This window comes from Cobetia sp. AM6, assembly GCF_009617955.1.
Lineage (GTDB): Bacteria > Pseudomonadota > Gammaproteobacteria > Pseudomonadales > Halomonadaceae > Cobetia > Cobetia amphilecti.
Genome location: NZ_AP021868.1, coordinates 4,031,988 through 4,044,215 on the forward strand (window position 1 = coordinate 4,031,988; position 12,228 = coordinate 4,044,215).

General features: G+C 57.7%; 22 protein-coding genes. All 22 read right to left on the reverse strand.

The features are described 5' to 3' along the window. The 22 genes from rpmD to fusA all read right to left on the reverse strand — a co-directional run bounded on the left by rpmD (nucleotide 1) and on the right by fusA (nucleotide 12,225). The gene (gene rpmD / locus CLAM6_RS16845; RefSeq protein ID WP_024950669.1) at nucleotides 1-183 is read right to left on the reverse strand and encodes a 50S ribosomal protein L30; all 183 of its coding nucleotides are present in this window, start codon (nucleotides 181-183) and stop codon (nucleotides 1-3) included. A gap of 6 nt (nucleotides 184-189) precedes the next feature. Next, entirely contained in the window at nucleotides 190-690 is a 501-nt protein-coding gene (gene rpsE, locus CLAM6_RS16850; RefSeq protein ID WP_054556902.1) for a 30S ribosomal protein S5, read from the reverse strand. 11 nt (nucleotides 691-701) lie between these two features. After that, complete coding sequence (rplR, locus tag CLAM6_RS16855) at nucleotides 702-1,052, reverse strand: 50S ribosomal protein L18 (RefSeq protein WP_024950667.1); 351 nt, start codon at nucleotides 1,050-1,052, stop codon at nucleotides 702-704. 9 nt (nucleotides 1,053-1,061) lie between these two features. After that, nucleotides 1,062-1,592 carry a 50S ribosomal protein L6 gene (gene rplF, locus CLAM6_RS16860; protein WP_153636686.1) on the reverse strand — a complete coding sequence of 177 codons (531 nt, stop codon included), beginning with the start codon at nucleotides 1,590-1,592 and terminating at the stop codon, nucleotides 1,062-1,064. A 9-nt stretch (nucleotides 1,593-1,601) separates the two neighbouring features. Continuing rightward, nucleotides 1,602-1,994, reverse strand: a complete 393-nt coding sequence (gene rpsH, locus CLAM6_RS16865; RefSeq protein WP_043334840.1) for a 30S ribosomal protein S8 — start codon at nucleotides 1,992-1,994, stop codon at nucleotides 1,602-1,604. A 32-nt stretch (nucleotides 1,995-2,026) separates the two neighbouring features. Continuing rightward, nucleotides 2,027-2,332 carry a 30S ribosomal protein S14 gene (gene rpsN, locus CLAM6_RS16870; RefSeq protein ID WP_043334842.1) on the reverse strand — a complete coding sequence of 102 codons (306 nt, stop codon included), beginning with the start codon at nucleotides 2,330-2,332 and terminating at the stop codon, nucleotides 2,027-2,029. Nucleotides 2,333-2,341: 9 nt separating this feature from the next. After that, nucleotides 2,342-2,881, reverse strand: coding sequence for a 50S ribosomal protein L5 (rplE, locus tag CLAM6_RS16875; protein ID WP_043334844.1), 540 nt, complete (start codon nucleotides 2,879-2,881; stop codon nucleotides 2,342-2,344). 17 nt (nucleotides 2,882-2,898) lie between these two features. Further along, nucleotides 2,899-3,216, reverse strand: coding sequence for a 50S ribosomal protein L24 (gene rplX, locus CLAM6_RS16880; RefSeq protein WP_043334846.1), 318 nt, complete (start codon nucleotides 3,214-3,216; stop codon nucleotides 2,899-2,901). 15 nt (nucleotides 3,217-3,231) lie between these two features. Beyond that, nucleotides 3,232-3,603: a 50S ribosomal protein L14 gene (gene rplN, locus CLAM6_RS16885; RefSeq protein WP_043334850.1), complete on the reverse strand. Its 372-nt coding sequence runs from the start codon at nucleotides 3,601-3,603 to the stop codon at nucleotides 3,232-3,234. A 50-nt stretch (nucleotides 3,604-3,653) separates the two neighbouring features. Beyond that, nucleotides 3,654-3,914, reverse strand: coding sequence for a 30S ribosomal protein S17 (gene rpsQ / locus CLAM6_RS16890; protein ID WP_043334852.1), 261 nt, complete (start codon nucleotides 3,912-3,914; stop codon nucleotides 3,654-3,656). A 1-nt stretch (nucleotide 3,915) separates the two neighbouring features. After that, nucleotides 3,916-4,107, reverse strand: a complete 192-nt coding sequence (gene rpmC, locus CLAM6_RS16895; protein ID WP_024950659.1) for a 50S ribosomal protein L29 — start codon at nucleotides 4,105-4,107, stop codon at nucleotides 3,916-3,918. Continuing rightward, nucleotides 4,107-4,520, reverse strand: a complete 414-nt coding sequence (gene rplP / locus CLAM6_RS16900) for a 50S ribosomal protein L16 (RefSeq protein ID WP_043334854.1) — start codon at nucleotides 4,518-4,520, stop codon at nucleotides 4,107-4,109. The genes rpmC and rplP overlap by 1 nt, the downstream gene beginning before the upstream one ends. A gap of 11 nt (nucleotides 4,521-4,531) precedes the next feature. Continuing rightward, entirely contained in the window at nucleotides 4,532-5,224 is a 693-nt protein-coding gene (gene rpsC, locus CLAM6_RS16905; protein WP_043334856.1) for a 30S ribosomal protein S3, read from the reverse strand. A gap of 10 nt (nucleotides 5,225-5,234) precedes the next feature. Beyond that, complete coding sequence (gene rplV, locus CLAM6_RS16910) at nucleotides 5,235-5,567, reverse strand: 50S ribosomal protein L22 (protein ID WP_043334859.1); 333 nt, start codon at nucleotides 5,565-5,567, stop codon at nucleotides 5,235-5,237. A gap of 19 nt (nucleotides 5,568-5,586) precedes the next feature. Next, a complete protein-coding gene (rpsS, locus tag CLAM6_RS16915; protein ID WP_024950655.1) occupies nucleotides 5,587-5,862 on the reverse strand; it encodes a 30S ribosomal protein S19 in 276 nt (91 codons plus the stop codon). A 22-nt stretch (nucleotides 5,863-5,884) separates the two neighbouring features. Next, on the reverse strand, nucleotides 5,885-6,712 hold the full coding sequence (rplB, locus tag CLAM6_RS16920; RefSeq protein WP_043334862.1) for a 50S ribosomal protein L2: 828 nt from the start codon (nucleotides 6,710-6,712) through the stop codon (nucleotides 5,885-5,887). Between the two features lie 16 nt (nucleotides 6,713-6,728). Further along, nucleotides 6,729-7,025 (reverse strand): 50S ribosomal protein L23, encoded by a 297-nt coding sequence (gene rplW, locus CLAM6_RS16925; RefSeq protein WP_043334865.1) that lies wholly within the window; start codon nucleotides 7,023-7,025, stop codon nucleotides 6,729-6,731. After that, nucleotides 7,022-7,627 carry a 50S ribosomal protein L4 gene (gene rplD / locus CLAM6_RS16930; protein ID WP_054556901.1) on the reverse strand — a complete coding sequence of 202 codons (606 nt, stop codon included), beginning with the start codon at nucleotides 7,625-7,627 and terminating at the stop codon, nucleotides 7,022-7,024. The genes rplW and rplD overlap by 4 nt, the downstream gene beginning before the upstream one ends. A 13-nt stretch (nucleotides 7,628-7,640) precedes the next feature. Next, on the reverse strand, nucleotides 7,641-8,279 hold the full coding sequence (gene rplC, locus CLAM6_RS16935) for a 50S ribosomal protein L3 (RefSeq protein WP_024950651.1): 639 nt from the start codon (nucleotides 8,277-8,279) through the stop codon (nucleotides 7,641-7,643). A 146-nt stretch (nucleotides 8,280-8,425) separates the two neighbouring features. After that, entirely contained in the window at nucleotides 8,426-8,737 is a 312-nt protein-coding gene (gene rpsJ, locus CLAM6_RS16940) for a 30S ribosomal protein S10 (RefSeq protein WP_024950650.1), read from the reverse strand. A gap of 147 nt (nucleotides 8,738-8,884) precedes the next feature. Further along, nucleotides 8,885-10,078: an elongation factor Tu gene (tuf, locus tag CLAM6_RS16945; RefSeq protein ID WP_043334873.1), complete on the reverse strand. Its 1,194-nt coding sequence runs from the start codon at nucleotides 10,076-10,078 to the stop codon at nucleotides 8,885-8,887. 29 nt (nucleotides 10,079-10,107) lie between these two features. Next, on the reverse strand, nucleotides 10,108-12,225 hold the full coding sequence (gene fusA, locus CLAM6_RS16950; protein ID WP_043334876.1) for an elongation factor G: 2,118 nt from the start codon (nucleotides 12,223-12,225) through the stop codon (nucleotides 10,108-10,110). Nucleotides 12,226-12,228: the final 3 nt, after the last annotated feature.

A 12,228-nucleotide genomic window follows, 5' to 3' on the forward strand; every position in this document is an offset into this window, starting at 1 on the left:
TTACTCTCCCTCAACACGGACAAGGTAGTGAACCTTGTTGATCATGCCGCGTACCGCGGGGGTGTCTTCCAGCTCGACAGTGTGACCGATGCGGCGCAGGCCAAGACCTTTCATAGTGGCCTTGTGCTTTTCGAGGACGCCGATGGTGCTGCGGATCTGGGTTACCGTGATCTTAGCTGCCATGGTGCCTTACCCCGCAATCTTGTCGACAGACAGGCCACGCTTGGCGGCGATGTCTTCCGGAGATTTCATGGCAGCGAGACCGTTGATGGTCGCGCGCACCACGTTGACCGGATTGGTGGAACCGTAGCACTTGGCCAGGACGTCATGGACGCCTGCCAGTTCGAGCACGGAACGCATCGCACCGCCGGCAATGATGCCGGTACCTTCGGACGCTGGCTGCATGTAGATCTTGGATGCGCCGTGACGAGCCTTCACCGGGTACTGCAGGGTGTGGCCCTTCAGGTCAACCTTGATCATGTTGCGACGAGCTTGGTCCATTGCCTTCTGGATCGCGACCGGCACTTCACGCGCCTTGCCACGGCCGAAGCCAACACGACCATTGCCGTCACCAACGACAGTCAGAGCGGTGAAACCGAAGATACGGCCGCCCTTGACTACCTTGGCGACGCGGTTGATCTGCACGAGCTTCTCTTGCAGGTCACCGCCCTTCTGTTCGATATTCGCCATCGTAAAACCCTTTAGAATTCCAGGCCGCCTTCACGTGCGGCATCGGCCAGGGCCTTCACGCGACCGTGGTACTTGTACCCGGAGCGATCGAAAGCCACTTGCTTGATACCCGCTTCCTTCGCGCGCTCGGCAATCAGAGCACCCACCTTGGCGGCGGAGTCCGAGTTACCGGTAGAACCTTCGCGCAGGCTCTTGTCGAGCGTGGATGCGGTGGCCAGGACCTGGCCGCCATCCGGCGAGATGATCTGCGCGTAGATGTGACGCGGGGTGCGGTTCACGCACAGGCGAAACACGCCCAGCTCGCGGATTTTCGCACGAGCGCGGCGGGCACGACGGAGACGAGATTCTTTCTTCGCGTTCATAACCCTGCCTTACTTCTTCTTGGCTTCTTTACGACGGACGACTTCGTCGCTGTACCGAATACCTTTGCCCTTGTAGGGCTCCGGCGGACGGAATGCGCGAATCTCTGCGGCGACCTGACCCAAAGCGTGCTTGTCAGCAGACGTGAGGACGATCTGAGTGTTCTTCGGCGTTTCAGCCGTAACACTTGCCGGCAGTTCATAGTCGACCGGGTGTGAGAAGCCCAGTGTCAGGTTGATTGTCTGGCCTTTGGCCTGGGCACGATAACCCACACCATTGATTTCCAGAGACTTGGTGAAGCCTTCGGAAACACCAGACACCATGTTGTTGACCAGAGCACGAGTGGTACCAACCATTGCCCAGTTCTTGGCGGTCTCGGACGGAGCGAAGGTCATTTGACCTTCTTCCATAGAGATGACCACGTCCTGGTGGACGGTCAGTTCCAGCTGGCCTTTGCTGCCCTTCACGGTCAGCTTGTCGCCGTCGAGCTTTGCCTCGACGCCGTTCGGCAATTTAACCGGATACTTGGCTACGCGGGACATTCCAAACTCCTAGAATACGGTGCAGAGGACTTCGCCGCCGACACCAGCTTGACGGGCCGCACGATCGGTCATCACGCCCCGGGAGGTGGAAACGATCGCAATACCCAGGCCATCTGCGACTTTCGGAAGCTCACCCTTGCCTTTGTACTGGCGCAGGGACGGCTTGGAAATACGCTTGATGCTCTCGATAACCGACTTGCCTTCGAAGTACTTGAGGGTCACGGTCAGTTCCGGCTTGGCGCCTTCTGCGACGGCAAACTCGGAAATATAACCCTCTTCCTTCAATACGCGGGCCACTTCAACCTTGAGCTTGGAAGACGGCATGGTAACCGTCTCCTTGGTGGCCATCTGCGCATTGCGGATACGAGTGAACATATCCGCCAGAGTGTCTTGCATGCTCATTTACGTTGCGCTCCTGAATTCTTGCAGTGGTGTTACCAGCTGGACTTGGTCAGACCAGGCACGTCACCACGCATAGCGGCTTCACGCAGCTTGTTGCGGCTCAGGCCGAACTTGTTGTAGTAGCCGTGCGGACGGCCAGTGATACGGCAGCGGTTACGCTGACGGACCGGGCTGGCATCACGCGGCAGCTGCTGCAGCTTCAGCTGTGCGTCGAAGCGCTCTTCTTCAGAAGCGTTGACGTCGTTGATGATGGTCTTCAGTGCGTCGCGTTTGGCGGCGTACTTAGCGACCAGCTTGGTGCGCTTGAGCTCGCGCTCAACCATGCTTTTCTTTGCCATGATCCACCCTTATTTCTTGAACGGGAAGTTCAGCGCGCCCAGCAACGCACGACCTTCATCATCGGTGTTGGCGCTAGTGGTGATGGTGATGTCCAGGCCACGAATCCGGTCGATCTTATCATACTCGATCTCCGGGAAGATGATCTGCTCACGCACACCCATGGAGTAGTTTCCACGGCCATCGAAGGACTTCGGGTTCAGACCACGGAAGTCACGAACGCGCGGGATAGCCACGTTCACGAGACGGTCCAGGAAGTCCCACATACGATCGCTGCGCAGGGTCACCTTAACACCGATCGGCCATCCTTCGCGGACTTTGAAGCCAGCGATGGACTTGCGTGCCTTGGTGACGATGGGCTTCTGACCAGAAAGCATCTGGAGATCGGCAAACGCGTTGTCGATCAGCTTCTTGTCAGCGGTGGCCTCACCGATACCCATGTTCAGGGTCACCTTGGTGATGCGGGGAACCTGCATCACATTGGCGTAGCCGAACTGCTCTTTAAGCTGGGCGGCCACTTCGTTCTGATAACGTTCTTTCAAGTTCGCCATGTTGTACCCGACTCGCGTTAGGCGTCGATCAGCTTCTGAGTCGACTTAAAGATGCGTACCTTAGTACCGTCTTCCTGTACCTGGATTCCGACACGATCCGCCTTGCCGGTCTCCTGGTTGAAGATGGCCACGTTGGACGCGTGAATCGGAGCCTCGCGCTCGACGATACCCCCCTGGGTGCCCAGCATCGGGTTGGGCTTGGTGTGACGCTTGATCATATTCACACCGGACACGAGCAGACGCTCACCTTTCAGCACCTTGCTGATGGTACCGCGCTTGCCCTTGTCCTTCCCGGCGATGACGATGACTTCATCGTCACGTTTGATCTTTTGCATATCCGCTTCCGCTCCTTACAGCACTTCGGGCGCCAGGGAAATGATCTTCATGAACTTCTCACTGCGAAGTTCACGGGTAACCGGGCCGAAGATACGGGTACCGATCGGCTGTTCGTTGGTGTTGTTCAACAGAACGGCCGCATTACCGTCGAAGCGGATCACGGAACCGTCATTACGACGGACACCGGCTTTGGTACGAACGACCACTGCCTTCATGACCTGGCCTTTCTTGACCTTGCCACGCGGGATAGCTTCTTTGACGGTGACCTTGATGATGTCTCCAACACGAGCGTAACGGCGGTGTGAACCACCCAGCACCTTGATGCATTGCACCCGGCGCGCGCCACTGTTGTCGGCGACATCCAGCATTGTCTGAGTCTGAATCATCGGTTTTCTCCAAACCTAATCTGACTGCCTGGTGGGAACTGGCCTAGGGATTAACCCTTGGCCTGTTCAACCACCTCGACCAGGGTCCAGGCTTTCTTCTTGGACAGCGGACGAGTCTCGGCGATAGAGACGGTGTCACCGATCCGAGCCTGATTCGCCTCATCATGGGCGTGCAGCTTGGTGGAGCGTCTCAGGTACTTGCCATAGATCGGGTGACGCTCACGGCGCTCGACCATGACAACGATGGATTTTTCCATCTTGTCACTCACCACCTTGCCGGTGAGTGTGCGTGCTTTAGTTTCTTCGGCCATTTTACTCACCTGACTTCTGGTTGAGCACAGTCTTAACCTGAGCAATTTGGCGACGAGTCTGCTTGAGCAGGTGAACCTGGCTCAGCTGGCCTGTTGCCTTCTGCATGCGCAGATTGAATTGCTCACGCAGCAGTTCGAACAACTGCTCCTGGAGCGCCTCGACTGACTTTTCACGGAGTTCTTGGGCTTTCATCACATCACCGTCCGCTTAACAAAGGTGGTGGAGATCGGCATCTTCATAGCGGCCAGGCTAAATGCTTCACGGGCCAGCTCTTCGGATACACCTTCGATCTCGTAGAGGACCTTGCCGGGCTGGATCTGAGCGACCCAGTACTCGACAGAACCCTTACCTTTACCCATACGAACTTCCAACGGCTTGTTGGAGATCGGCTTGTCTGGGAAGACACGGATCCAGATCTTACCGCCACGCTTGACGTGACGAGTGATGGCACGACGGCCAGCTTCGATCTGACGAGCGGTGATACGACCACGGCCGGTGGCTTTCAGGCCAAACTCACCAAAGCTTACCTTGCTTCCGCGATGCGCCAGGCCACGGTTGCGACCTTTCTGCATCTTGCGGAATTTCATACGCTTGGGCTGTAACATCGATTACCCCCTTACTTGCCTTTCTTCTTGGGTGCGGACGCGGGCTGCTTCGCCTTGGCTCGCACCTCTTCGATGCCACCGAGGATCTCGCCTTTGAAGATCCAGACCTTGACACCAATGATGCCGTAGGTGGTATGAGCTTCGAAGGTGGAGTAATCAATGTCAGCACGCAGGGTGTGAAGCGGAACGCGGCCTTCGCGGTACCATTCGGTACGGGCGATTTCGGCACCGCCGAGACGACCAGAGAGCTGAATCTTGATGCCCTTGGCGCCCAGACGCATTGCGTTCTGCACAGCACGCTTCATCGCACGACGGAACATGACACGACGCTCGAGCTGACCTGCCACATTGGCAGCAACCAGCTTGGCATCGAGTTCCGGCTTGCGAATCTCCTCGATGTTGATGTGGACGGGAACGCCCATCATCTCGGAAACTTCACGACGAAGGCGGTCGACATCTTCACCTTTCTTACCGATCACGATACCCGGACGGGCGGTGTGAATGGTAATACGGGCGTTGTTTGCCGGACGCTCGATGCTGATGCGGCTCACGGAAGCGCTTTTCAGACGCTCTTCCAGGAATCCACGCACCTGCAGATCGTTGTTCAGTTTGTCGGCATAGGTAGCGCCTTCGGCGTACCAGACAGAGGTATGATCCTTGACAATACCCAGTCGGAAACCTGTCGGATTAACTTTCTGACCCATTGGTCGTCTCCTACTTCTCGGCTACCTTGACGGTGATATGACAAGTGCGCTTCAAGATACGATCCGCACGGCCTTTGGCACGTGGCTGGATGCGCTTGAGCGTCATGCCCTCGTCGACACAGATAGTCGAGACGCGAAGCTCGTCAATGTCCATGCCGTTGTTTTCTTCCGCATTCGCGATCGCGGACTGCAGAACCTTGCGAACAATCTTCGCGGCCTTCTTCGGTGAGAAAGCGAGCAGATTCAGCGCCTCGGCGACCGGCTTACCGCGCACCTGGTCAGCCACCAAACGGGCCTTCTGGGCGGATAAACGAGCGCCGCGCAGCTTAGCAGCTACTTCCATCTCTTAAATCCTCTCTGGCTTACCGTTTGGCTTTTTTATCTGCAGCGTGCCCGCGGTATGTGCGGGTGGCAGCAAACTCGCCGAGCTTGTGACCGACCATTTCCTCAGAAACGAGAACCGGGACATGCTGGCGACCGTTATGGACGGCAATGGTGAGCCCGACCATGTTCGGCAGGATCATGGAACGACGCGACCAGGTCTTGATCGGTTTGCGGTCGTTCTTTTCCACTGCTGTCTCAACCTTCTTCAGCAGATGAAGGTCAATAAAAGGACCTTTCTTCAGTGAACGTGGCACAGCCGTTACCCCTCAATATCTGTTACTTGGCCTTGCGGCGACGGACGATAAGCTTATCGGTGCGCTTGTTCTTGCGAGTCTTGTGACCCTTGGTCGGGACGCCCCACGGGCTGACCGGGTGACGGCCACCAGAGGTACGACCTTCACCACCACCATGCGGGTGATCGACCGGGTTCATCGCGACACCGCGAACAGTCGGGCGCACGCCTCTCCAACGCTTAGCACCGGCCTTGCCCAGTTGACGGAGGCTGTGCTCGGAGTTGCCCACTTCGCCGAGAGTTGCACGGCATTCGGACAGCACCTTACGCATCTCGCCAGAGCGCAGACGCAGCGTGGTGTAGTTACCGTCACGTGCCACGACCTGGGCACTGGTACCTGCACTACGAGCGATCTGGGCGCCCTTGCCTGGCTTCAGCTCTACACAGTGAACGGTGGAACCCACCGGGACATTGCGCAGCGGCAGAGCGTTGCCTTTCTTGATCGGTGCGTTAACACCAGACTCGAGACGATCGCCAGCAGAGACACCTTTCGGTGCAATGATGTAGCGACGTTCGCCGTCAAGGTACTTCACCAGCGCGATGTTCGCGCTACGATTCGGATCGTACTCCAGACGCTCAACGATGGCCGGAATGCCATCCTTGTTGCGCTTGAAATCGACCAGACGGTAATGGTGACGATGACCACCGCCGATGTGGCGAGTAGTGATGCGACCATTATTGTTACGACCACCGGACTTTGACTGCTTTTCAAGCAGCGGAGCGTACGCGCGACCTTTGAAAAGTTCGTCATTGACGACCTTTACCAGGTGGCGGCGACCGGCGGAGGTAGGTTTTGTCTTAACAATTGCCATGTTCCGTACTCCTGCCTTACTCGGCGCCAGAGAAGTCTTCGATGGTCTCGCCGGCGGCCAGAGTTACATAGGCCTTGCGATAACCAGCGCGACGACCAACACCGCGAGCGGTGCGCTTGGTCTTGCCTTTCATGTTCAGAACCTGAACACGATCGACTTTCTTACCAAACAGCGCTTCGACGGCTTTCTTGATTTCGGGCTTTGTCGCGTCGCTGGCAACCTTGAACACGTACTGGTTGTTCTCGGCAGCGACCGCGGCCTTCTCGGTCATGTGAGGACCAAGCAGGACCTTGAATACGCGTTCCTGATTCATCCCAGGTTCTCCTCGAACTTGCGCAGGGCAGCGACAGTCATCAGCACCTTGTCGTAACCGACGAGGCTGACCGGGTCAGCGCCAGCGACATTGACGACGTCAACATACGGGATGTTGCGCGCGGCCAGGTACAGGTTGACGTCCTGCTCTTCAGTGACGATCAGCGCTTTCTCAAGGCCCAGTTCCTGGAGCTTGGCGATCAGCAGCTTGGTCTTCGGAGCTTCGACGCTGATAGCATCGACCGCGACCAGGCGATCCTGACGGACCAGCTCGGACAGGATGGAACGCATGGCAGCGCGATACATCTTGCGGTTGACCTTGTGCGAGTGGTCCTGAGGACGCGCTGCAAAGGTCACACCGCCAGAACGCCACAGCGGGGAACGGATGGTACCGGCACGTGCACGACCAGTACCTTTCTGACGCCACGGCTTCTTGCCACCGCCGGACACGTCAGAACGGGTCTTCTGAGCCACGGTACCTTGACGTGCACCAGCCAGATAGGCGGTGACGACCTGGTGAACCAGAGCCTCGTTGAAGTCCTTACCAAAGGTGGCATCGGAGACGTCTACTGCGCCGCCTGCACCTGCAAGATTAAGATTCATCGGTTAATTCCCCTCAGCGAGCTTTCACAGCGGAACGCACGATCACTTCGCCGCCCGGAGCACCTGGAACGGCACCCTTGACCAGCAGAAGATTGCGTTCAGCGTCGACGCGGACCACTTCCAGGCTCTGGACGGTGGAACGGACGTTGCCCATCTGGCCAGCCATCTTCTTACCTTTGAAGACGCGGCCCGGGGTCTGACAGTTACCGATGGAACCCGGCGCGCGGTGCGACAGTGAGTTACCGTGGGTAGCGTCTTGGGTGCGGAAGTTCCAGCGCTTAACTGCGCCCTGGAAACCTTTACCCTTGGAGGTGCCGGTCACGTCAATCTTTTGACCAGCTTCAAAGAGGGATACGGTGAGTTCGCCGCCCACTGCAGGAGCTTCGTCGCCTTCGTTCAGGCGGAATTCCATCAGGGTACGGCCAGCCTCAACACCCGCCTTGGCATACTGACCAGCAGTTGCCTTGGTGAGGTGCTTGGCTTTACGAGAGCCAGTTGTCACCTGAATAGCATTGTAGCCGTCAGTCTCGAGAGACTTGATGGTCACGATGCGGTTCGGCTCAACTTCAATCACGGTAACCGGCACAGAGGCGCCAGCTTCGGTGAAGACACGGGTCATCCCGGCCTTCTTACCGACTAAACCGATAGACATGTTCAGTCTCCTTTAGTGTACGGGGCTGTCACCCGCTATGGCTGCCCTTTCCAGAGCATTCCACTAGCACATTGTATGACGCCATCCCGGCGTGGCGGCTGCTGCTCTATCAGTGAGAGCGCTGGGCCGCAGTGACTAGTGAGGTATCAGTCAACCTTGATCTGGACGTCCACACCGGCAGCCAGGTCAAGCTTCATCAGCGCGTCGACAGTCTTCTCTGTCGGCTCGACGATGTCGAGAACGCGCTTGTGGGTACGAATCTCATACTGGTCACGCGCGTCCTTGTTGACGTGCGGAGAGACCAGGATGGTGTAACGCTCGCGACGGGTCGGCAGCGGGATCGGGCCACGAACCTGAGCACCGGTACGCTTTGCAGTTTCAACGATCTCTGCAGAGGACTGGTCGATCAGACGGTGGTCGAATGCTTTCAACCGGATGCGAATCTTCTGGTTTTGCATTGCCCAAAACTCCAATGGATGTCGACGGCGTAGGCCGTCACCCACGCATTCAAAGGATGCGCATTATAGGCAGACTGACATCAGGTGTCAAACATGCGAGAAAAGGGGGCCCATCAGGGCCCCCTTCTGTGTCAGGTAAGGAGAACCTTACTCGACGATTTTGGCCACGACGCCAGCGCCGACGGTACGACCGCCTTCACGGATAGCGAAACGCAGACCATCTTCCATGGCGATCGGAGCGATCAGAGACACGACCATCTGGACGTTGTCGCCCGGCATGACCATCTCGACGCCTTCCGGCAACTCACAGGTACCAGTGATGTCAGTGGTACGGAAGTAGAACTGCGGACGATAGCCTTTGAAGAACGGAGTGTGACGACCGCCTTCTTCCTTGGACAGGACGTAGACTTCGGCTTCGAACTTGGTGTGCGGCTTGATGGAGCCCGGCTTGGCCAGAACCTGGCCACGCTCGACGTCATCACGCTTGGTGCCGCGCAGCAGGGCGCCGACGTTTTCGCCAGCACGACCTTCGTCCAGCAGCTTGCGGAACATCTCGACACCGGTAACGGTAGTCTTGGTGGTGTCACGCACACCGATGATCTCGATCTCTTCGCCAGTCTTGACCAGACCACGCTCGATACGACCAGTGACGACGGTACCGCGGCCAGAGATGGAGAAGACGTCTTCGATCGGCATCAGGAACGGCTGATCGATAGCACGCTCCGGCTCCGGGATGTACGCATCCAGGGCCTTGATCAGGTTGGCAACGGCGGTAGTACCCATGCCGTTGTCGTCCTTGCCTTCCAGAGCCATCAGGGCAGAGCCGATGATGATCGGAGTGTCGTCGCCCGGGAAGTCGTACTCGCTCAGGAGTTCACGAACTTCCATCTCGACCAGCTCGAGCAGTTCTTCGTCATCGACCATGTCAGCCTTGTTCAGGAAGACAACGATGAACGGAACGCCGACCTGACGGGACAGCAGGATGTGCTCGCGAGTCTGCGGCATGGGGCCGTCAGCAGCGGAACAGACCAGGATAGCGCCGTCCATCTGGGCAGCACCGGTGATCATGTTCTTGACGTAGTCGGCGTGACCCGGGCAGTCGACGTGCGCGTAGTGACGCACTTCGGACTGATATTCCACGTGAGCGGTGGAGATGGTGATACCACGCTCACGCTCTTCCGGGGCATTATCGATGGAGTCAAACGCACGCGCGTCACCACCGAAGACTTCTGCAGAGACGCGAGTCAGAGCCGCAGTCAGAGTGGTCTTGCCGTGATCGACGTGACCAATGGTGCCGACGTTGACGTGCGGCTTCGAACGCTCAAATTTTTCCTTAGCCACTGCTATAACCTCTTTCGTTAGCTAATCGGTTACTTCTGATTGATGACGGCTTCGACGATGCTGTTCGGTGCTTCGTCGTATTTCGCAAACTCCATGGAGTAGCTTGCGCGGCCCTGGGTCTGTGAGCGCAGGTCGGTCGCATAACCGAACATCTCACCCAGCGGCACCAGTGCATTGATGATCTTGCCAGTGGAAGAATCATCCATGCCCTGAACGAGGCCACGACGACGGTTCAGGTCGCCCATGACGTCACCCATGAAATCTTCAGGCGTGACGACTTCGACTTTCATGAGCGGCTCAAGCAGCACTGCACCCGCTTTCGGGGCACCGGCCTTGATCGCCATGGAAGAGGCGACCTTGAACGCAGTCTCGTTGGAGTCGACGTCGTGGTAGGAACCATCGAACAGCGTGACCTTGACGTCGATCATCGGATAACCGGCGATGACACCATTCTTGAGCTGCTCAGCGGCGCCCTTCTCGACGGCCGGCACGTATTCCTTCGGAACCGCACCACCGACGATCTCGGACTCGAACTTGAAGGTCATTTCTTCGTCGTCGCCCTTGTCCTCTGCAGTGAGAGGCTCAATGCGAAGCCAGACGTGACCGAACTGACCACGACCGCCGGACTGACGAACGAACTTGCCTTCCTGCTCGACCTTGGTACGGATGGTCTCACGGTAAGCCACCTGCGGCTTGCCGATGTTCGCCTCGACATTGAACTCGCGGCGCATGCGGTCGACGAGGATGTCCAGGTGAAGCTCACCCATACCGGAGATGATGGTCTGACCGGACTCTTCGTCGGTCTCGACGCGGAAGGACGGATCTTCCTGGGCCAGCTTGCCCAGTGCAACACCCATCTTTTCCTGGTCGGCCTTGGACTTCGGCTCGACAGCGACGGAGATGACCGGCTCAGGGAATTCCATGCGCTCAAGCACGATCTTGTGATCCGGGTCACACAGGGTGTCACCGGTGGTCACGTCTTTCAGACCGATACATGCGGCGATATCGCCAGCATAGACTTCCTTGATCTCCTCACGAGAGTTGGAGTGCATCTGGACGATACGACCGACACGCTCCTTCTTGCTCTTGACGGAGTTGAAGACGCCATCACCAGACTTCAGCACGCCCGAGTAGACGCGGATGAAGGTCAGGGTACCCACGAACGGATCGGTCGCGATCTTGAACGCCAGCGCCGCGAACGGAGCCTTGTCGTCAGCTTCGCGGGTCTCGATGGTACCGTCCTTGTCGTCAAGCTCACCTTCGATGGCCTTGACTTCAAGCGGAGACGGCATGTATTCGATGACCGCATCCAGAACCGCCTGGACACCCTTGTTCTTGAAGGCAGAACCACAGGTCACGAGGCAGATTTCGTTGGCCAGGGTACGCTGACGCAGCGCAGCCTTGACTTCTTCCTCGGACAGCTCGCCTTCTTCAAGGTACTTGTCCATCAGCTCTTCGGACGCTTCAGCAGCAGACTCGAGCATGTGTTCACGCCATTCGGCAGCTGTATCTTGCAGCTCGGCCGGAATGTCGATCAGCTCGTAGTTCATGCCGTGATTGTCTTCGTCCCAGACAATGGCCTTCATCTTGATCAGGTCGATGACGCCCTTGAACTCGTCTTCCGCACCCCAGTTGATCTGGATCGGGACGGCGTTCGCGCCCAGGCGCTTGCGCACCTGCTCGACGACCATGAAGAAGTCCGCGCCAGCGCGGTCCATCTTGTTGACGAAGATCATGCGCGGAACTTCGTAACGGTTGGCCTGACGCCAGACAGTCTCTGTCTGCGGCTGGACACCGGAAGAACCACACAGCACCACGACCGCGCCATCGAGAACACGCAGTGAACGCTCGACTTCAACAGTGAAGTCAACGTGCCCCGGAGTATCGATGATGTTGATACGGTGCTCGTCGAACTGCTTGCTCATGCCCTGCCAGAAGCAGGTGGTCGCCGCAGAGGTGATCGTGATGCCACGTTCCTGTTCCTGCTCCATCCAGTCCATGGTGGCAGCACCATCGTGGACTTCGCCGACCTTGTGAGACAGGCCGGTATAGAACAGGACGCGCTCGGTAGTGGTAGTCTTACCGGCGTCGACGTGGGCACAGATACCGATGTTGCGGTAACGCTTAAGTGGAGTCTTGCGTGCCACGGT